This is a genomic window from Brucella intermedia LMG 3301, from assembly GCF_000182645.1.
In the GTDB taxonomy this organism is placed as follows: Bacteria; Pseudomonadota; Alphaproteobacteria; order Rhizobiales; family Rhizobiaceae; genus Brucella; species Brucella intermedia.
In genome coordinates this window covers 307,770-326,820 of sequence record NZ_ACQA01000002.1, presented here as the reverse complement: position 1 = coordinate 326,820, position 19,051 = coordinate 307,770, and the positions used below count along the sequence as shown (strand labels likewise).

Below are 19,051 nucleotides of genomic sequence, written 5' to 3'. Positions count from 1 at the left end.
GGGCCGCTGCTCAATCCGCCTTCAATGTCACACCTTCGGGATCGAGCAACCGATGCAGGTGCACGATGAAGTAGCGCATGTGGGCATTATCTACCGTTTGCTGGGCCTTGGACTTCCACGCGGTCTTGGCCGATTCGTAATCCGGGTAGATGCCAACGATATCGAGGTTTTCAAGATCACGGAATTCAACGGTACCGAGCTTTTTCAGCTCGCCGCCAAACACCAGATGAAGAAGCTGCTTTTTGTCGCCTTCGACGCTCATGACAATTATCCCTGAACAAATTTGGTTCGCGGCATGATTAACCCAAGGGTCAGCCCGCGACAACACTCAACATTTCTTGCAGAAGGTTCCCGCTGGCGGCAACGAGAGCGCCATGGCTCCGCGTTGGTCCACCATATGCGATCGGCAAGGCATCGCTTGTCAGGATTGCCCCGCCCGACTCACCGAGGATCAGATCAGCTGCTGCCAGATCCCAATCATGCGAATTGGGCCGAATGAAGGTGCCAGCTATATCTCCACGCGCCACCATTGCAATTCGGTAAGCAAGAGACGGAACATAGGGATGAACCTTTGCGCGGCCTCGCCAGCTTTCCGGAAGTGCCGTCACCATGTTGCGCGCAGATGCTATTGTCACCTGTTCATCGGGCGATGGTAATCTGACACGAATGGCAGCGCCGTTCTGCGAAGCGCCGACACCTTTTCCCGCCACGATGAGTTCCGCTCGCGCCGGACATTCCAGCACACCCGCCAAAGGACGACCATTTTCGATGACGGCAATGCTCACACACCATTGATCCTGTCCGGCGATATAGGCACGCGTGCCGTCGATTGGATCGACCACAAAGGCACGGCTGCGTTTGGCCGCCGCCCGATCATCGACAGTTTCTTCCGATATCCAGCCATAATCCGGCCGCGCGTTCAAAAGAACCTCTTTCAAATAGCGGTCAACGGCAAGATCCGCTTCACTCACCGGCGACACGCCATCCTTCAGCCAAACCTCCGGCGACCTGCCAAAGTAGCGCATCGCGATGCGGCCTGCTTCGCGGGCCGCATCTCTTAACAGGGCCAGTTCTCCAGAAACGTCGTTGTGCTTGTCAATTTCCGGCAAGGGTCATGCCTTCGATTACGAGTGTCGGCGCCGCCATTCCAAAGTTCCTGTCAATATCGGACGCAGGCGTCATATTGAGGAACATATCCTTGAGGTTCGAAGCAATCGTCACTTCGCTTACAGGATAGGCAAGTTCCCCATTCTCGATCCAGAAGCCCGACGCGCCACGGCTGTACTGGCCGGTAATCATGTCCACGCCCTGCCCGAACACTTCCGTCACGTAAAAGCCTGTGCCGACGGAACGAATTAACTCTTCCGGCGATTGCGAACCGGGCTCTATCGCAAAATTGGTGGATGCTGGCGAAACACCAGAGCCGGAACGAACGCCCCGGCCATTGCCTTGCAGTCCAAGTTCACGGGCGCTCGATCCTGAAAGCAGCCAATAATTGAGAACGCCGTCCTCGACCATCATCAACGGCTGTCCTTCAAACCCCTCACCGTCGAACGGACGCGAGGAAGAGCCGCGCACACGCAGCGGATTATCGGTAACATTTATACCGGACTTGAGAACCTGTTTGCCGAGACTGTCACGAAGAAAACTGGTCTTGCGCGCTACCGAAGCGCCGTTGATGGCGCTGGCAAGATGCCCGGCAATACCACGGGCAAGCCGGGGATCATAAACGACTGTGACGGGACCGGTTTTTGCCTGACGCGCACCCAGTCTCCGCACAGCGCGTTCTCCCGCGCGGCGGCCTATTTCGCTAGGTGTATCCAGATCGGAAAAATGCAGCCGCGAACTGAAATCGTAATCGCGCTCCATTTTCGTGCCCTCGCCAGCAATGGCAGAGACCGACCGGCCAAATCGTGTAGCCGCATAGTGCCCCGAAAAACCTGTTGATGTGACGAGCACCAGGCCACCCAGACTGCGCGAAGCGCCAGCCCCGCCCGAATTCGACACGCCTTTAACCGCAAGCGCCGCCTCTTCCGTCGCAAGGGCATCCTGAGTCAAACGTTCGGTATCGATTTCCGTTGAATCGAAGAGATCAAGATCGCGAGGCGAGACCACGAGCAGCGAGGGATCGGCGAGTTGCTCATAAGGGTCTTCCGGTGCAACACGCGCCATGGCTACAGCCCGCTCAGCGAGCCGGTCAGGGTCGGCACTCGCATTCGCGGAAACACTGGCAATGCGGCGACCTACAAAAACCCGCAAGGAGAAGTCATCGCTCTCCGACGATTCGGTTCCCTCAACCTTGCCAAGTCTCACCGACACGCTGACAGAACGCGCCCGCATCACGACTGCGTCAGCGTGATCGGCACCTGCCCGCCTAGCAGCGGCCACGAGCACGGCGGCTCGATCGACAAGTTTTTCCGCCGAATTATCTGAAATCATTATATAATCCGAGTTTCCCAAGCGCTTCGCGGTTCGACCACGCACCATAGTCTGCGGCATGATCGAAACCGGGACTTGTCAAAAAATATCGTCAAATTGTTCGACATCGGGCTGATTACAGCCATATCTTGTTTCTATATTGACGAAATCCAAGGGCTTCAAGGCAAGTCCTCCCACATTTCTCCAAATTCCAAGAGCTTGGCATGGTTGCGACTGGCGGAAACCTCTACCTACAGTGCCTGATGATTCTGGGCGGCGCGATTATCGCGGCACCGCTGTTCAAGCGATTAGGGCTTGGCACGGTCCTCGGCTATCTTGCGGCAGGCATTACGATAGGCCCCGTGGCAAGCCTTGTCGCCGATGGAGAGGAATTTCTGCATTTCTCCGAACTCGGCGTCGTGTTCCTGCTCTTTATCATCGGTCTCGAGCTGAAGCCGTCAAGGCTTTGGGCTCTCCGCCATTCGATTTTCGGCCTTGGAAGCGCGCAGGTACTGCTTTGCGGAGCCGCACTTACTGCCCTTGGCATCTACTTTGCCGGTCTCAGCACAGAAGCAGGAATCATCATCGGTTTCGGCCTCGCGCTCTCTTCCACGGCATTTGCCATGCAGGTGCTGGAGGACCGGGCTGAAACCAACCAGAAACACGGGCAGCGCGCCTTTGCGATTCTGCTGTTTCAGGACCTGGCGATCGTACCAATTCTTGCAATCATTCCAGCGTTATCCCCGAACGAGCCTTCCCAGGCCAGTGCTGGTTTTCATCTCGCCACTGCCATCGCAGCCATTGCAGCGCTGGTGATTGCGGGACGCTATCTCATCAATCCCATGTTCCGCATCATCGCCAATACCGGCGCTCGTGAAGTCATGATCGCCGCCGCGCTCTTTGTGGTGCTTGGGTCGGCCAGTCTGCTTCAGGCTGCTGGCCTTTCGATGGCCATGGGCGCATTCATTGCAGGGGTCTTGCTGGCGGAATCATCCTACCGGCACGAACTTGAAGCCGACATCGAACCATTTCGCGGAATTTTCCTTGGCTTGTTCTTTGTCGCAGTCGGCCTGTCCCTGAACCTTTCGGTAATCCTTCAATACTGGAAAATAATCCTTCTTGCTGTTCCCGTCTTCATGGCAGCCAAGATTGGGATCATTTACCTTCTATGCCGCGCCTTCCGGTCCAGCCATAATGATGCCGTGCGGATCGCTTTTCTTCTTCCGCAAGGCGGCGAGTTTGCGTTCGTACTTTTCTCTGCGGCCACTGCGGGAGGCATAATCTCCAGCGCTCTCGGTTCAGAGCTTGTGGCCGCGGTTACCGTTTCCATGGCACTCACCCCGCTTTCTGTCGCACTCGGCTCGAAACTGCTCATCAAGGACAAGACGGTCGATGTCATCGAGGAGAATTTTGACGGCGCCGGTTCCGACGTGCTGATGATCGGTTTCTCGCGTTATGGCCAGATCGCCGCTCAAATCCTGCTTGCTGGCGGTATCGACGTAACGGTGATCGACAGTTCTCCCAATCGCGTCCGCGCAGCCGGAAAATTCGGTTTCCGTATCTATTTCGGCGATGGCACCCGCAAAGACGTGCTGGAAGCATCAGGAATCCGAAAGGCGAAGATCGTCGCCGTCTGTACCCACAAACGGGAAACGACCAACCACATCGTCAATCTCATCCAGTCGGAATATCCAGACGTAAGGCTGTTCGTTCGTTCATATGATCGCGAACATACATTGCAATTAAGGGCCCAGGGCGTGGAATACGAACTGCGCGAAACGTTCGAGTCGGGTCTGCTTTTCGGTCAGCGCACGCTCGAAGGGCTCGGCATGGCCGAAGCGCAAGCCTATGGAATTCGCGAAGACGTGCGTCAGCGGGACGAGGACCGGCTCCACGTACAGGCTTCGGAAGGCATCATGGCTGGTCGACATTTGTTGTTCAATAAGCCTGTAACGCCTGAGCCGCTGGTCAAACCCACTCGCGAAGGCCAGCGTATCGACAAGGCGGTGGAAGATGCAACGGCCTCGTCAGCACAGGCCGTCCCGGCAGAATAGCTCTGCGCTACGGCGGCGATAGACTCAATTCGCCAGAGTTGAGCCTATCGGCGCCGCTTTCCCCTCGATCGTCAGTTCTATGGCGCGCTTCAGTTCGTCGCGAACACTGGCACTTTGCGACAGGATCTGTTCGAACTTCAGGAAATCCAGAAGCCCGATCCGTTCGACATTGGGACGGATAAAAATGTGCGGCGGACGGATGCGAAACTTGTTCTCGATGATGGAGCACATAGTCAATTGGTTGGCGCCGATCACTGCTTCGAACGTAGTGGGCATATAATCGTCCGGGCCAACAGGCGTGCCGACAACGTCGATACCGATAACGATATCGGCCTTGTCGAATAACAAATCAAAAGGCACGGGATTGAACAAGCCGCCATCGACCAGAATTCGACCTTCCCGGCGCACGGGTGCGAAAACCGGCGGTATTGCACAAGATGCCGCTATCGCTGAATGCAGATCGCCATCGCGGATATGAATCTCCTGAGCGGCGTGAAAATCCGCCGCCGTGATGCTCATGGGAATTTTCAGCTCTTCCACATTGGCGGGCAGGCTCTCAGGCAGAAAAACGTCCAGCACCTTTTCGATATTGAACTGGCTGACACGCAGGCCGCCCTTGAGCAATTCGACCCAACGGGCCGGACGGGTTTGCCAGATGCGCTTTGCGACTTCCGAACGGCGATTGAAAATCGCCGCCATATATTTGTGTATCTCGTGGCCGGTCATGCCACTCGCCATTCCTGCCCCGACGATCGAGCCTATCGAAGAACCCGCAATGGCGACCGGCTTGATGCCCAGTTCATCGAGCACTTCGACGATATGGAGATGAGCAATACCCCGCGCCCCGCCGCCGCCGAAAGCGACGGCAATTCGGGGCGATGACGGCACTGCCTTTTCCAATCTGCCACCTGTTAGCTTTGGGCCGGACCGAAGATCAGAATAGCTGGTTCTGCTTCAAGAAGTTTCCTGGCGATGGCTTTGACCTGATCCAGCGTCACTGCCTCAATCAACTCTGAGCGCCGGTCGATATAATCACGCGGGAGCCCTGCTTCCTGCAAGCTTACCAGAGTTTCAGCAATTGCCGCGGACGAGTCCAGATTATTAACGGCATAGGACCCCTTGAGGAAGCTCTTCGCAGCAGCAAGTTCTTCTTCGGTCGGTCCATCGGCGGCCATCGCGGCAACTTGCTCGCGAATGATTTTCAGAGATTCCTGCGCCTTGTCGGGACGGGTTGCCGTCGAAATCATCAATGCCGAAACATGGTCGCGCAGAACCATGGACGAGGAGACAGAATAGGCAAGACCACGCTTTTCACGCACCTCGGCATAGAGACGCGAAGTGAAGCCACCACCCAGAATGTGATTCATGAGGTAGGCCGCGAAAAACTCCGGATCCTTGCGCGGAATCGCAGGATATACAAAGCTGATCGAGGTCTGTGGCATATCGAAATTGAGGCTGGTCGTTGTACCGAGCGCCAGTTTGGCATCAGGAACGGGAACCAGTTCAGCCATCGCTGGCAGTTCGCCGAACACCTTGTCCAGCAACGCACCCAGATCCTGCGCATTGATGGCTCCCACGACGCCTATCGTCAGGTGGTCACGCGCAAAATTCCTGCGATGAAAGTTCACCAGATCGTCACCCGTGATCAACTGCAACGACTTCACCGTGCCGTCATTGGGCCGCGCATAAGGATGATTGCCGTAGAGAACTTCGGAAAACTTGCGCGATGCTATCGTTGAAGGATCGCGTTGCGAAGCTTCGATACTGGCAACGACCTGCTGACGAATGCGATCAACGGCGTCCTGATCGAAACGAGGCTTGTTGACGGCGAGAGCGAGTAGGCTGGTTACCGCATCGCGATTTTCGGCAAGCATCCGAATGCCGCCAGAAACCGAATCCTGCGTTGCGGAAAAGCTCATTTCCGCGCCAAGATTATCCATCCGTTCCTGAAAGGCATCCGATTTCAGATCGCCTGCGCCTTCATCGAAAAGCCCCGTCATCAGATTGGCTAAACCTTCCTTGCCGGAAGGGTCCTGCGACGTGCCGCCCTTGAACGAAAACCGCATTGAAATGAGCGGAACCGAGTCATCCTCTACCAGCCAGGCTCTAATGCCCTTTGGCGAGACGACCTCCTGAATTTCAATCGCGCGCGCGGGCAATGCGCACACGATCAAGACTGTCATTGATGCCACGAACATGCCAACCATAGAGCGGGCATAGCGAAATGCGAGAACACGTTGGAATTTCAGCATAAGAATGTTCTTCACTGGATCGCTCCTCCCGAACCATTGGCCCCGACGCCTTCAGGTGATGCATCCGGGTTTTCCCGAGCACTTTGCGGCTCTGCATTCGGTGGAAGCAGGTAGCTTGTTACCGATTGGTCCTCGACAAGGTAACGTGTCGCAACATCTTTAACCTGGTCGACGGTAACGCGCTTGATGACTTCTGGCCACTTCTGGATATCGTCGACCGTTTGTCCAACGGACAGTGACGAACCATAAATTCGCGCCATGCCTGTCTGGCTATCGCGTGCAAAAATAACCGCTTTGAGGAAACGGTTACGAGCCTGATCAAGCTCGGTCTGGCTCACACCTTCCTTGATGATCCGTGCGACTTCGGCTTCGACGGCCTTTTCCACGTCACCCAGCGTGGCCCCATTGCGTGGTGCGCCATAAACGGAGAACGTGCCGTCATCGAGCGCGTCACCGCCATAGCTCGCACCTGTATTGGCGGCGATGCCCTGCCTCACTATCAGTTCCTGATAAAGGCGTGAACGCAACGAACCGCCGAGAATTTCGCTCAGGAGATCAAGCGCGGGCGCATCCCCCGGCTTTGCATTCGGAAACCGCTTTTCATTCGCATAAGACGGCACCAGCCAGGATACACGAAATGAAGGCGTGCTCACGCGCTCATCATGCAGCGTCACTATTCGGGCGGCATGTTTCTTGGGCTCCTGTGGACGTTCGCGCGGTAGGACTTCAGCGCGTTTCGGAACGTTTGCCCAGGTTTTCAGGGTCAGTTCGCGCACGCGTTCCGGCGAAACGTCTCCGGCGATCACGAGCGTCGCGTTGTTCGGTGTGTAATATTGCTGATAAAAGTCGATAGCGTTCTTCAGGCTCAGCTTTTCCATCTCCTGCTGCCAGCCGATGACGGGCTTGCGATAAGGATGGTTATAGAAAAGAACAGCATCGGTATTTTCCATCAGCATGGAAGCGGGATTGGAATCGACCCGCATGCGACGCTCTTCCAGAATAACATCCCGTTCCGTTTTCACGGCTTCTTCGTTGAGTACCAGATTCTCCATCCGGTCCGACTCGAACTGCATCACCATTTCCAGAGCTTCAGGAGATACGCGCTGGAAATAGGCCGTATAATCGTAAGAAGTGAATGCGTTTTCCTGCCCGCCAATGGAGGCAACTTTTGCTGAAAACTCACCGGCGGGGTGATTTTTCGTTCCCTTGAACATCAGATGTTCGAGGAAATGCGCAATGCCTGAAACACCGGGCGCTTCGTCCGCCGATCCGACATGGTACCAGATCATCTGTGTAACCACGGGCGCGCGATGATCGGGAATGACGATTACTTCCAAGCCATTCGGCAAAGTGAAATGGCTGACCCCGTCCGACTGGGAAATTTCGGGAAGTGCTGTCTGCTCAGCGGCTGCCGGTGCTGCCGGCGCGGGCTGTGCTTCAGCAGTGGCGGCAGCGGGTTGGCTTTCTGCCCGCACGGCACCGCCTGCCAAAGGCAAAGCCAGTACGAAACCCAACGCGGTGGACAATAGCAAGCGCCGGAGTGAGGGGTTCTTCACCAAGCGACATCTCCAATCGGTTTCATTACTGCCCGGTTCTTCCGGACAGCATATCAATTTGATGCGGACCATATTTGTCCGCGAATTCAAGCGGCGACTTTCAGCCGGATCAGCCGAATGATCGTGCCCCCGTAGTTGCGCTCTTCCAGGATGACGAATCGTTCATCAAGCTCAAGTGCCGCCTCGCCATCTTCTTCAAGCACCAAAAGTGCGTCAGGATTAAGCCAACCGCCTTGAAGTGCTGACAAAAACGCCTTTTCTCCCATGCGCCGTCCATAAGGCGGATCGGCAAAAACGAGATTGAAGGGCTCCATCGTGCCAACGATACCCAACTGGCAGGCGTCGCGCCGCAATATCTTGGTATGTCCCTGCAGACCGAAGGCCTCGATATTCTGGCGCAGCAAACCACGGCCCTCAGCAGATTCTTCCACAAAGGTCGCATAGCGCGCACCACGCGACAAAGCCTCCAGGCCAAGCGCGCCAGTCCCTGCAAACAGGTCGAGGACGCGTGCGCCCTCCACCTTGTCGGGGAAATTATGCGCAAGAATGTTGAAGAGGCTCTCGCGCGTACGGTCGGTGGTGGGGCGAATGGCGTTGGTTGAAGGCGTTACAAGTGCACGCCCGCGCAGCTTACCGCCGACGATCCGCACCGCCGCCTCCAGTTCTGCCACCACCCGGCTTGCCGCCGCCCGGTTTTCCGCCCGGCCCGCCGCCTGACTTGCCTCCCGGCCCGCTACTACGTGGGCCTGAGCGCGTATCACGGTCGGAAGCGCTAAAACGTCCTTCCCCCCGCGGCGCGCCCGGCTTACCAGACTTGCGGCCTTCGAAACCGCCCTTGCCGCGTTCACCTACGCGGCCTTCTGCATCGCGCAATTCTGCACGCTCGCGTTTTCCGGGGCGGCGTTCCTTGCGTCCATCCTCACGCGGCTCGCGACGCTCTGGACGCCCCTCTTCCGAACGATTTCCTTCCGGGCGCGGCCGCTGTGGACGGGAATCCTTGTCGAAACGACCTTCCGGGCGCTTGTTGTAACGACGCTCACCGCCTTCTTCGCGACCCTGCTCCTCTTCGCCAGCCCGGCGTGGGCGCATCTGCAGATCGCCACTGAACTTTGCGGAACGGTGCGGAACCTGATGTTCGACGCGGGGCGGCTTTGCGGCAGCCTTTTCTCCCTTGGGGCGAGCGCCCGGAGCCATCCAGACATTGGCATTCCCGCGACGGCGAGGCTCGACCTTTTCCGTCTTGTCTTCGCGTCCGCGACGGCGTTCGGGGCGGCTGGAAATCCACTCACGCTCCCGCGGTGCCCGACGGGTCTCGCCGTCCTGCTCCGGCTGACCTTCCTCCATCTCGCGGCGAGTGCGTCCCTGAACCGCGGCATTGGAAAATTCGTTCAGGACAGGCGCATCAAAATCTGCTCCCGATTCCTCAATCAGCTTGTCACCCAACTGGTCTCGCAGGGTGCGTCCCTTGATTTCGCGGACAGCACCTTCTTCAAGATCGCCAAGCTGGAACGGACCGAATGAAACACGGATAAGTCGTCCGACCGTCAGCCCAAGGGCACCCAGAATGTTCTTCACTTCACGGTTCTTGCCTTCGCGCAACCCGATGGAGATCCAGACATTCGCGCCCTGCACGCGCTCAAGTTCGGCCTCTACGCTGCCGTAGAATACGCCATCAACCGCGATCCCGTTCTTCAGCTCATCCAACTGCTGTTGCGTCACCTTGCCGTGCGCGCGCACGCGATAGCGGCGCAGCCAGCCCGTGGATGGCAATTCGAGAACACGCGACAACCCACCATCATTGGTGAGCAGCAGGAGACCTTCGGTATTGATATCGAGACGACCAACCGAAAGTACGCGCGGCATTTCGGCAGGCAGCGCCTCGAACACGGTTGGACGCCCTTCAGGGTCACGATTGGTCGTCACAAGGCCAGCCGGCTTGTGATACAGCCAAAGGCGAGTGCGCTCTGTCTGCTTCAAAGGTTTGCCGTCAACCGTGATAATGTCCGTGCGCTTGACATTGACTGCCGGGCTTTCGAGCACCTTGCCATTCACAGCAATACGGCCGGCTGCAATCATCGTCTCCGCTTCGCGGCGGGAGGCTATGCCAGCGCGCGCCATACGCTTGGCTATACGCTCGCTCGCATCCTCCTGCGCTTCGGCATTGCGAGGTCCGAATTTACGCGGCTTGTCACGGGCACCGTCGTCGCGGCGCGGACGGCTGTCGCGGTCTTTGTCACGATCTGGCCGGCCCGGGCGATCACAGCGCCCTCCACGGCCATGGGGACGCTTGCCGTCCTTGTTGTCGTCATCTGTAGTCATCTGGTATTGGCCTTTCAGCAGCGCTGCCGTGTCATCTTACACCCTTAAGCACAGGTAAGAGACAGCCGGAAACAGGAACGCCGTATAAATCCGTTCGCAAATCGGTTTCGATTTCGAGAATTATGCAGTAACAAATCGCTCCATGGCTTGCGAGCGAAATTTCCCAAAGAACGCACGAAATGGAGCAGGCATGAGCAAGGGGGTCGAGGTCCTGAACCAGAATGATACCACTCCCATGGAGATCGCGCTCGAAGAAGCGCGAGCTGCAGGCGCACGTGGAGAAGTCCCCATCGGTGCAGTCATCGTCCATCAAGGCACGATCATCGCGCGGGCGGGCAATCGGACACGCGAACTCAATGACGTGACCGCTCACGCCGAAGTGCTGGCCATCCGCGAGGCCGGAGAGACCCTGCAATCGGAACGTCTGGTTGGTTGCGACCTTTATGTAACGCTGGAGCCGTGTGCGATGTGCGCAGCCGCCATTTCATTCGCCCGCATCCGTCGCCTCTATTATGGCGCAACTGATCCCAAAGGAGGCGGCGTCGAACATGGGCCGCGCTTTTACACGCAGCCCACCTGCCATCATGTGCCGGAGATTTATGCCGGTTTCTCCGAAGGAGATTCGCAGAAAATCCTGCGGGAATTCTTCCGCGACAGACGATAGCTTCAGTTCAGAGCCTTTCTTCCGGTCATATAGCGCAACGTATCGTCACGCAGTGCAAAATGATGGATAAAGGCCATCACAACATGCCCGACGATTACGGCGAGCAAAACCCAACCCAGCAAACCGTGCAATGCGCTCCCCGGTGCAGTCAACGCGGCGTTCTGCACGCCCGTTTGTTCGAAAATCTGGATACCGAGGAAGGAAAACCCGCGCCCGCTGCCATATGTACGCAGCAAGGCCAGTGCGGGGACTACAAACATAAGCCCGTAAATAACGATATGCCCAAGCGCTGCCAATTTGCCCACATGGCCTGACTTGTGCGGGCGGCGGCTCAGGTTCAGCAGCCCCCACGCCCCGCGCAATAACACCAGCACGAGAAGGGCAAAGCCAAGCTGATAGTGCGCCGACCAGAAGATGCTATAGATTGCTGTGTCTTTAGCCGCGACCCGCAGCAATGCAGACGCAAACTGCCAAATAAACAGGAGAGCCATCAACCAATGCAGGGCTCGACTGATAAGGCCATATCCCGAGGGCCTATCCCATATAGTGTTTGTATTGTTCATCAGATCATACCTTCCATCCCGAGTTGGCATGATGACGAACTGCACCAAAGAAATCTTTGATTGAAATCAAATATTCGTCAGATTCCAAAACATTAAAAATATTTAATCTTTTGCTTCAATTATGGGATTTATGCGCTCAACCTCGCCCAATCAAGTATATGGTATAATAAAAAATAGGTCGCAGTAAATTTCCTTCACTGCGACCTATTGTTAAGAATAATAAATTCAGGCGACATTAGTTCCAAGGCAGGTAATCGCGCCAGCCCTTGGACTTACCAGAGGCCTTCTTGCGTTCACGCTCTTTCTGCGCCTCGTCTGTTCCCAACTCGCCAACTGCAGCGGTGGAGGCAGGCTGACGATAGGTAAGTGGCGGCTCGCTCAAATAACGGCGCGTCGAGGAAGATCCCTGAACCTGCTGCTGACGCATTGCCTTATAGGCTGCGACCTTTGCCGGATCGAACGTTGGCGTGCGGGATTCATAGTCTTCGCGGCGGCTGTTACCGCGCGGCAACGCTGCCTGAATATTGGACGCGACGGGCACATCCTGAACGACCGGCGACACGAAATTCGGATCGTCACGGTTCGCGGTAATCTCGTCGCGCAGGCGCTTGCGGCGCTGCTCGGGCGATTCCGGCCAATTTGGATCGTTAGCGCTGGCAACACTCTGCTGCGGAGCAGGCAACTGGCCTTTTTCGCCCGGTGCCGGACGGACAAGATCGGGACGCGGCTTGTAGTCAATCCGCTCTTTCTTGTTCTTACCCTGTCCGAAACTTGCTAAATTCGACACATCGTCCAGGAGCTGTGCTCCCGCCGTTTTGTCGGTTCCGTAGGTTGGCGAAGAAACGCAGCCGGATAGCGAAACTCCCGCTATCGCTGTCATAAGCACCAGAACTCGTCCTTCAATCTTCATTAGCGCCACTTCTTTTACGCTTGCCGATTTTATCTTCACCAAGATTTGCTCAGGCGAGCCTTGAATGAAGAAACCGGCAACTCCAAGGCAGATCTTGAAATTATCCGAGGAATGCCTTGTACATGAGTGCAACTCATGCGGCAATCCGATGTTAACCGCTATTTCACCATGTCCGAAGCGGAGATTGCAACCCCATTTCCCCTCCCGAAGCTCCCGGCATATGAACTGCCGAGAGCAAGATCGTCAGAATTCGATCAAACTTCGAGCTTGCCCAAAGACTTGAGTTCGCGAAGTGCAACAGCATCACGCGCCGACACTTCCGGAAACTCGGGATCTGAGCCAACATCCGTCGTATACCGCCATGAGCGGGCACACTTTTCGCCCTCTGCACGTGCGGGCACGACAGCCACGCCTTTCACATCGCCAAGCGTGAATGCTCCTTCGGGCGCATCGGCGTCACTGAACGAAATGCCGCTGGTGATGCAGATTTCCGCAAAATCTAGACCTTCGAGCGAATCGGTCAGGCTCTTGTCGGAAACATAGACGACCGGAGAAGCTTCCAGCGACGAACCGATGCGCTTGTCGGCGCGTTCCAGTTCCAGTGCGCCGGTTACTACGCGGCGAACAGCACGAACCTTGCGCCACTTTTCGGCCAGCACATCATCCCGCCATTGGGCTGGCGTCGGGCGGAACTGCTCGGCATGAATCGAAACCGAAAGCGGATATCGGTCAAGCCAGGCTTCCTCCATGGTGAAAGGCAGCATTGGAGCGAGCCAGGTCGTCAGGCGATCAAAGATTTCACGCACGGTCTGCAGCGCCGCCTTGCGGCGAACACTCGACGGCGCATCGCAATAAAGGGCGTCCTTGCGGATATCAAAATAGAACGCCGAAAGCTCGACATTCATGAAATCGATCAGCGTGCGGGCAATGCGCTTGAAATCGAATGCGTCATAGCCGGAGCGGACGATCTCATCCAGTTCCGTCAGACGGTGCAGCATCAGGCGTTCGAGTTCCGGCAGTTCCGCATGAGCGACGTTTTCGCCTTCATCATGAGCAAGCGTGCCCAACATCCAGCGGATCGTGTTGCGCAGCTTGCGATAGGCGTCGATATTGGTCTGGATGATGCTCTTGCCGAGGCGCTGATCTTCCCAGTAATCGGTCGTCATAACCCACAGACGCAGAATATCCGCCCCGGATTCCTTGATGACGTCCTGCGGCGTGACCGTATTGCCGAGCGACTTCGACATCTTCTTGCCGTGCTCGTCCATGGTGAAACCATGAGTCACGACGGCGTTATATGGCGCCCGGCCGCGCGTGCCGCAGCTTTCCAGAAGCGAAGAATGGAACCAGCCACGATGCTGGTCCGAGCCTTCCAGATAGACGTCAGCCGGCCATTTCATGTCCGGACGATCTTCCAGCGTGAAAGTATGCGTCGAACCAGAATCGAACCAGACGTCCAGGATATCGCGTACCTGCGTCCAGCCTTCATTGGCGCGGCTGCCGAGGAACCGCTCGCGCGCACCTTCGGCAAACCACGCATCGGCGCCTTCTGCCTCGAACGCTTCAAGGATGCGCTTGTTGACGGCATCATCCTGAAGGATGTTGCCTTCCTCATCCACGAAAACGCAGATCGGCACGCCCCACGCCCGCTGGCGCGAAAGTACCCAGTCCGGCCGGCCTTCGATCATCGAGCGCAGACGCGTCTGACCAGACGCTGGCACAAAACGAGTGTCGTCAATGGCTTTCAGCGCGCGTGAGCGCAAGGTTGTGCCGTCACCAAGGTTCTTGTCCATATAGACGAACCACTGCGGCGTATTGCGGAAGATGACCTGCTTTTTGGAACGCCACGAATGCGGATAGGAATGCTTCAGGCGACCGCGCGCGAAGAGCTTGTCGCGGGCGATCAACTGATCCATGACGGACTTGTTGGCATCGCCCTTCTTGCCGTTGTCATCGATAACACGCGCAGGTCCACCTTCGCGGTCCGGGCCGAATCCGGGCGCGTCCTTGGTATAGAAGCCGGCATCGTCAACGGGGAACGGGATGCTTGGATCGATGCCCCGCGCTTCCAGTTCGCGGGCATTGTTCATCCAGGCTTCAAAGTCTTCGCGACCGTGGCTTGGCGCGGTATGCACAAAGCCCGTACCGGCATCGTCGGTCACATGATCACCGTCGAGCATCGGTACAACGAATTCATAACCGCCGCCAAACCCCTTGAGCGGGTGATCGAGTACGACTTTGCCCAATTCGTCAGCCGCAATACCGCGCAGGCGCTTGAACTGAAGCTTTGCCTTCGCGAAGCTTTCTTCGGCGAGCTTGTCAGCGAAGATGAGCTTCTCCCCCGGGCGCGGCCCAAAGTCGTTCTCGGCTTCCGTGACTTCATAAAGTCCATATTCGATACGCGAGGAGTAGGACACAGCGCGGTTGCCGGGAATGGTCCACGGCGTGGTCGTCCAGATCACTACTGCGCTACCGGCAAGATCGTTCTGGCCAGCGACAGGGAACTTGACCCAGATCATGTCGGACTCGACGTCGTGATATTCGACTTCGGCTTCCGCCAGCGCGGTGCGTTCCACAACCGACCACATCACCGGTTTGGAGCCGCGATAAAGCTGACCGGATGCAGCGAACTTCAGGAGTTCCCCGGCGATCCGCGATTCAGCGTGGAAATTCATCGTCGTGTATGGATTTTCAAAGTCGCCGAGAATTGCAAGGCGTTTGAATTCTTCCGTCTGAACCTTGATCCAGCCGGCAGCAAAATCCCGACATTCCCTGCGGAATTCGTTGATCGGCACTTCATCCTTGTTCTTGCCTTCGGCGCGATATTTCTCCTCGATCTTCCATTCGATAGGCAGGCCGTGGCAATCCCAGCCCGGAACGTAGTTCGAATTGTATCCGCGCATCTGGAAGGAGCGCGTGATGACATCCTTGAGGATCTTGTTCAGCGCATGGCCGATATGGATATTACCGTTGGCGTAAGGCGGGCCATCGTGAAGCACATAAAGCGGACGGTCCTTCGCCTGCTCACGCAACTTCTTATAGAGGTTCATGTTCTCCCATCGCTCGACGAAAAGCGGCTCGCGCTGCGGAAGCCCGGCGCGCATGGGAAATTCGGTCTGCGGAAGATAAAGGGTTTTGGAATAATCGATTTTGGTCGTCTCAGTCATGAGGGTATTCGCCTGTGAAGCCCTGGCCAAAGATGGCGGGCATGTGGATCAAAGAAAACAGGGGACTGTAGAGCACAGCCGGTCGCTCCCGGACCTCCGCGCCGTATATTGCCTGGCAAAACAGCCGTTCAGGCAAAGCGGGAGGCCGGGCCAATAATTCGTATGGCCGTCATGATAAGCCGAAAATCCGTCATCATGGGCACGCTTTTAACAATGAGCTTCACAGGAATAAAGAGGTGAAGGGGCAAAGACGCAATAAAACTGCATCCCTGCCCCGGAAAATGTTTACATTGATGCGGCTCAAATCAGTCCAGCGAGAAATCGAAACGATAAGTTGCCGAGACACCGACCATGAACTGATCTCGCGAGCCGCGTTCCTTGACGATGCTCGAGTCCTTCGCGGGCCCTTGCAGACGGCTATATTCGCCAAACAGGCTGGTATCGATCTTGTCGGTTGCCTTCCACGTGATGGCACCGCCGACACCAGCGGACTTGAAGCCGCTACCCGGATTATATTCTGAAAGTCCCGACGCTGCCGCTTCCTCGGCATCCACGCCGTAATAAGTCTTGAAATAATCCTTGGACGCGAAGGTCGCACGTGGACCGCCCGACACACGAACGGTCGGCGTAACGTCATAGAACGCATCGGCAGCGATATCGCCTACGACGCCCTTATGCGCACGAATACCTTGACGCACTTCGCCGCGCACGCGCAGCCAATCGGTTGGATAAACGTCAACAAACGCGCCCGCCTCACCGCCAAACTTTGTGTCTTTCAGGCCATGGATATCGTCATCGCGTTCGAAGAGAAGCTTGCCTGCAAGCCCCACGCGGAAACGATCATTGTCGATCAAGGCGAAGGATACGTTGTCATTTCGTGACGAGAAACGCGTCGCTTCTCCCTGTCGACCCAGCGAGATCAACGGCTGTGCGGAAAAGCGATATTTGTTGGAACCCTCGAACTTTGGAGCAACGAGACCAGCCGCACCGACCTTGAGATACCAGTCACCGGACCAAAAATGCTTGCGGGCTGGCTGCGCGGTTTCCGCAGCATAAATATCGGGCTGCTGCACGTCTGCTGAAAACGCAAACGGGCTGCTCATCAGGAATGCGGCACCTGCAACAAGTGCCCGAGGAACAATACGTGCCACATTAAACTCCAACAAAAAGCGCCCCAGTTAGTTTTGAGGCATTTTTCTCTTTTGGTCGAGAATAAGTAAAATTTGATTTAAATTTTAAGTGGAAAAAGCAACCACAAATTCGCTTCACGCGAAAGAAAGCAAGCGATCCAGTTCAGACAGCGGCTTCGCCCCCGCAAGAAGAGCTCGTGCCTCGGCATCGTCCCGCTTCATCTGATCGATAAGCGGATCAAGGCCATCGAACTTTATCTCGCCCCGCAGGAACCCGAAGAACGATACACAAGCGGTCTCGCCATATAGATCGTCTGAAAAATCGAAGAGAAACGTTTCAAGTAGCGGAGAACCATCGCTGTCGACAGTGGGACGCCGACCGAAACTTGCAACACCGTCGTGAAGGTCGCCGTTCGCACGCCGGAACCTGACGGCATAAATTCCATGCTTCAAGCCCGCCTGGGCATCGATTTGCATATTGGCAGTAGGAAACCCTAGCGTTCGCCCGAGCTTCTTGCCGTGGATGACTTCACCGCAGACCATATAGCGATAACCGAGAAGTCCCGCCGCCTGAGCGACATCGCCTTCGCAAAGCAGATTTCTTATGCGGGTCGACGAGACAAGATTATCGCCTTCATCCGTAAAGGCATCGACAAGCGTAACCGTAAACCCGGCAGTTTCTCCCGCCTTCTGAAGGAATTCCGGTGTTCCACGCCGTCCCTTACCGAAGTGAAAATCATACCCCGTGACCACACAGCTTGCGTGCAATCGTTCGACGAGAATGTGCTCGACGAAATCTTCCGCCGACCGGGAGGAAAACTCAACGGTGAAGGGCTGCTCAACGACAGCATCAAACCCCATGAGACGTAGGATTTCGGCCTTTCTGGGTGCTGCTGTCAAACGATCGATCGGCGCATCCGGCTTGAAAAAGCTGCGTGGGTGCGGCTCGAAAGTCAAAACAACGGCCGGCAAGCCACGTTTTTCGGCAATCTCCAGCGCGCGTTCGAGAACGGCCTGATGACCGCGGTGAACTCCGTCGAAATTGCCGATTGCCACCACACAATTGTGCAGGTGTCCCGGCAGGGAATCCGTTCCAGAAAGGCGCTGAAAGCTGGATTTGGTCATTTTGATCTGGTCTTTGACTGGTCGTAGGAGGTTGCTCTCATTCAAACAAGAGCATTCAGCGCAGCAACCGGGCGGTTGCCATGCTTCTGGAGAAACGCCTCCATTCGGGCAATGTCAACGGTGCCGTCGGTCGTATAGTCTGCTGCATGAACTCCACCGGAGATGTAAAGCACATCCAACCCGAAATCCGCAGCCCCCTTAACATCGGTGAGAACCCCGTCACCAATCCCAAGAATTTGGCTTTTCTCGACTTTCGTGCCGCGAATTTCTTCGGCAAACCGCAAAGCGGCCTCATAAATGGGGCGATGTGGTTTTCCGGCTATGAGGGTTCGCCCGCCAAGCTGACCATATTCGCGCGCGAGAGCGCCAGCGCACCAGATCAGCCGCGAACCACGTTCAACCATGATATCCGGATTGGCACAGATGAACGGAAGATTGCGCGAGCGCAACCGGACGAGCAATTCCTTGTAGTCGTCCGGCGTTTCGCTTTCGTCATCGTAAAGCCCGGTACAGACGACGCCCGAAGCTTCAAATTCTTCGACCAGTTCGACATCGAGACCGTCATAGATGGTCAGTTCGCGCTCGCAGCCGATGTGAAACACCTTGCGCGGACCTTCTGCAATCAGATCGCGGGTTACATCACCGGACGTGACTACGCGATCATATGTATCCGAGGGCACACCAAGGCCAAGCATCTGCTTTTCAACATCGGGATGCGGCCTTGGAGAATTGGTTACAAGAATGACCGTAACACCCTTGGCGCGTGCGCGTTTCAGTGCCTCGATTGCAGGCGGATAAGCGGCCACGCCGTTGTGTACCACACCCCATACATCGCAGAAGAGCACATCGTACTGGTCGGTCAGATCGTCGAGGCGTTCAAGCTGCTTCATGGT

The 19,051-nt window shown here is 56.4% G+C and carries 16 protein-coding genes; 2 read left to right on the top strand and 14 right to left on the bottom strand.

Going from position 1 to position 19,051, the window contains the following annotated elements; genetic code table 11:
* Positions 1-10 precede the first annotated feature (10 nt).
* From OINT_RS14005 to OINT_RS13995, 3 genes are read right to left on the bottom strand one after another with little or no spacing between them, the layout of a single operon-like run.
* Entirely contained in the window at positions 11-262 is a 252-nt protein-coding gene (locus OINT_RS14005; RefSeq protein ID WP_006472753.1) for a DUF4170 domain-containing protein, read from the bottom strand.
* Between the two features lie 49 nt (positions 263-311).
* On the bottom strand, positions 312-1,109 hold the full coding sequence (locus OINT_RS14000; RefSeq protein ID WP_006468511.1) for a 3'(2'),5'-bisphosphate nucleotidase CysQ: 798 nt from the start codon (positions 1,107-1,109) through the stop codon (positions 312-314).
* Positions 1,096-2,439: a TldD/PmbA family protein gene (locus OINT_RS13995; protein WP_006472752.1), complete on the bottom strand. Its 1,344-nt coding sequence runs from the start codon at positions 2,437-2,439 to the stop codon at positions 1,096-1,098. The genes OINT_RS14000 and OINT_RS13995 overlap by 14 nt, the downstream gene beginning before the upstream one ends.
* A gap of 203 nt (positions 2,440-2,642) precedes the next feature.
* Between OINT_RS13995 and OINT_RS13990 the strand changes: the two genes are divergently transcribed.
* Complete coding sequence (locus OINT_RS13990; protein WP_025092075.1) at positions 2,643-4,472, top strand: monovalent cation:proton antiporter-2 (CPA2) family protein; 1,830 nt, start codon at positions 2,643-2,645, stop codon at positions 4,470-4,472.
* Positions 4,473-4,496: 24 nt separating this feature from the next.
* Here the strand turns inward: OINT_RS13990 and OINT_RS13985 are convergent, their stop codons facing one another.
* From OINT_RS13985 to OINT_RS13965, 5 genes are all read right to left on the bottom strand, one after another.
* Positions 4,497-5,372: a patatin-like phospholipase family protein gene (locus OINT_RS13985; RefSeq protein WP_006468507.1), complete on the bottom strand. Its 876-nt coding sequence runs from the start codon at positions 5,370-5,372 to the stop codon at positions 4,497-4,499.
* Between the two features lie 11 nt (positions 5,373-5,383).
* On the bottom strand, positions 5,384-6,724 hold the full coding sequence (locus OINT_RS13980; RefSeq protein WP_170873243.1) for a M16 family metallopeptidase: 1,341 nt from the start codon (positions 6,722-6,724) through the stop codon (positions 5,384-5,386).
* Positions 6,725-6,735: 11 nt separating this feature from the next.
* Positions 6,736-8,280, bottom strand: a complete 1,545-nt coding sequence (locus OINT_RS13975) for a M16 family metallopeptidase (protein ID WP_025092078.1) — start codon at positions 8,278-8,280, stop codon at positions 6,736-6,738.
* Positions 8,281-8,366: 86 nt separating this feature from the next.
* Positions 8,367-8,930 (bottom strand): 16S rRNA (guanine(966)-N(2))-methyltransferase RsmD, encoded by a 564-nt coding sequence (gene rsmD, locus OINT_RS13970; RefSeq protein WP_006472515.1) that lies wholly within the window; start codon positions 8,928-8,930, stop codon positions 8,367-8,369.
* Positions 8,911-10,599 (bottom strand): pseudouridine synthase, encoded by a 1,689-nt coding sequence (locus OINT_RS13965; RefSeq protein ID WP_006468503.1) that lies wholly within the window; start codon positions 10,597-10,599, stop codon positions 8,911-8,913. Before OINT_RS13965 ends, rsmD begins: the two co-directional genes overlap by 20 nt.
* A 190-nt stretch (positions 10,600-10,789) precedes the next feature.
* Between OINT_RS13965 and OINT_RS13960 the strand changes: the two genes are divergently transcribed.
* Positions 10,790-11,263, top strand: a complete 474-nt coding sequence (locus tag OINT_RS13960; protein ID WP_006472514.1) for a nucleoside deaminase — start codon at positions 10,790-10,792, stop codon at positions 11,261-11,263.
* A gap of 2 nt (positions 11,264-11,265) precedes the next feature.
* Here the strand turns inward: OINT_RS13960 and OINT_RS13955 are convergent, their stop codons facing one another.
* The 6 genes from OINT_RS13955 to OINT_RS13930 all read right to left on the bottom strand — a co-directional run bounded on the left by OINT_RS13955 (position 11,266) and on the right by OINT_RS13930 (position 19,048).
* Positions 11,266-11,826 (bottom strand): cytochrome b, encoded by a 561-nt coding sequence (locus tag OINT_RS13955; protein WP_006472513.1) that lies wholly within the window; start codon positions 11,824-11,826, stop codon positions 11,266-11,268.
* 235 nt (positions 11,827-12,061) lie between these two features.
* On the bottom strand, positions 12,062-12,736 hold the full coding sequence (locus OINT_RS13950) for a hypothetical protein (protein ID WP_006472512.1): 675 nt from the start codon (positions 12,734-12,736) through the stop codon (positions 12,062-12,064).
* 254 nt (positions 12,737-12,990) lie between these two features.
* A complete protein-coding gene (gene ileS, locus OINT_RS13945) occupies positions 12,991-15,903 on the bottom strand; it encodes an isoleucine--tRNA ligase (RefSeq protein WP_006472511.1) in 2,913 nt (970 codons plus the stop codon).
* A 305-nt stretch (positions 15,904-16,208) separates the two neighbouring features.
* On the bottom strand, positions 16,209-17,069 hold the full coding sequence (locus OINT_RS13940; RefSeq protein WP_006468498.1) for a MipA/OmpV family protein: 861 nt from the start codon (positions 17,067-17,069) through the stop codon (positions 16,209-16,211).
* Positions 17,070-17,168: 99 nt separating this feature from the next.
* Entirely contained in the window at positions 17,169-18,158 is a 990-nt protein-coding gene (locus OINT_RS13935) for a bifunctional riboflavin kinase/FAD synthetase (protein ID WP_006472509.1), read from the bottom strand.
* A 41-nt stretch (positions 18,159-18,199) separates the two neighbouring features.
* Complete coding sequence (locus OINT_RS13930; protein ID WP_006472508.1) at positions 18,200-19,048, bottom strand: TIGR01459 family HAD-type hydrolase; 849 nt, start codon at positions 19,046-19,048, stop codon at positions 18,200-18,202.
* Between the last annotated feature and the right edge of the window lie 3 nt (positions 19,049-19,051).

What these genes read in the sequence shown, in the direction of transcription:
- OINT_RS14005 (WP_006472753.1), bottom strand. Translation starts at nt 262, where the DNA reads ATGAGCGTCGAAGGCGACAAAAAGCAGCTTCTTCATCTGGTGTTTGGC.
- OINT_RS13995 (WP_006472752.1), bottom strand. Translation starts at nt 2,439, where the DNA reads ATGATTTCAGATAATTCGGCGGAAAAACTTGTCGATCGAGCCGCCGTG.
- OINT_RS13990 (WP_025092075.1), top strand. Translation starts at nt 2,643, where the DNA reads ATGGTTGCGACTGGCGGAAACCTCTACCTACAGTGCCTGATGATTCTG.
- OINT_RS13980 (WP_170873243.1), bottom strand. Translation starts at nt 6,724, where the DNA reads ATGCTGAAATTCCAACGTGTTCTCGCATTTCGCTATGCCCGCTCTATG.
- OINT_RS13965 (WP_006468503.1), bottom strand. Translation starts at nt 10,599, where the DNA reads ATGACTACAGATGACGACAACAAGGACGGCAAGCGTCCCCATGGCCGT.
- OINT_RS13960 (WP_006472514.1), top strand. Translation starts at nt 10,790, where the DNA reads ATGAGCAAGGGGGTCGAGGTCCTGAACCAGAATGATACCACTCCCATG.
- OINT_RS13955 (WP_006472513.1), bottom strand. Translation starts at nt 11,826, where the DNA reads ATGAACAATACAAACACTATATGGGATAGGCCCTCGGGATATGGCCTT.
- OINT_RS13950 (WP_006472512.1), bottom strand. Translation starts at nt 12,736, where the DNA reads ATGAAGATTGAAGGACGAGTTCTGGTGCTTATGACAGCGATAGCGGGA.
- ileS (WP_006472511.1), bottom strand. Translation starts at nt 15,903, where the DNA reads ATGACTGAGACGACCAAAATCGATTATTCCAAAACCCTTTATCTTCCG.
- OINT_RS13935 (WP_006472509.1), bottom strand. Translation starts at nt 18,158, where the DNA reads ATGACCAAATCCAGCTTTCAGCGCCTTTCTGGAACGGATTCCCTGCCG.
- OINT_RS13930 (WP_006472508.1), bottom strand. Translation starts at nt 19,048, where the DNA reads ATGAAGCAGCTTGAACGCCTCGACGATCTGACCGACCAGTACGATGTG.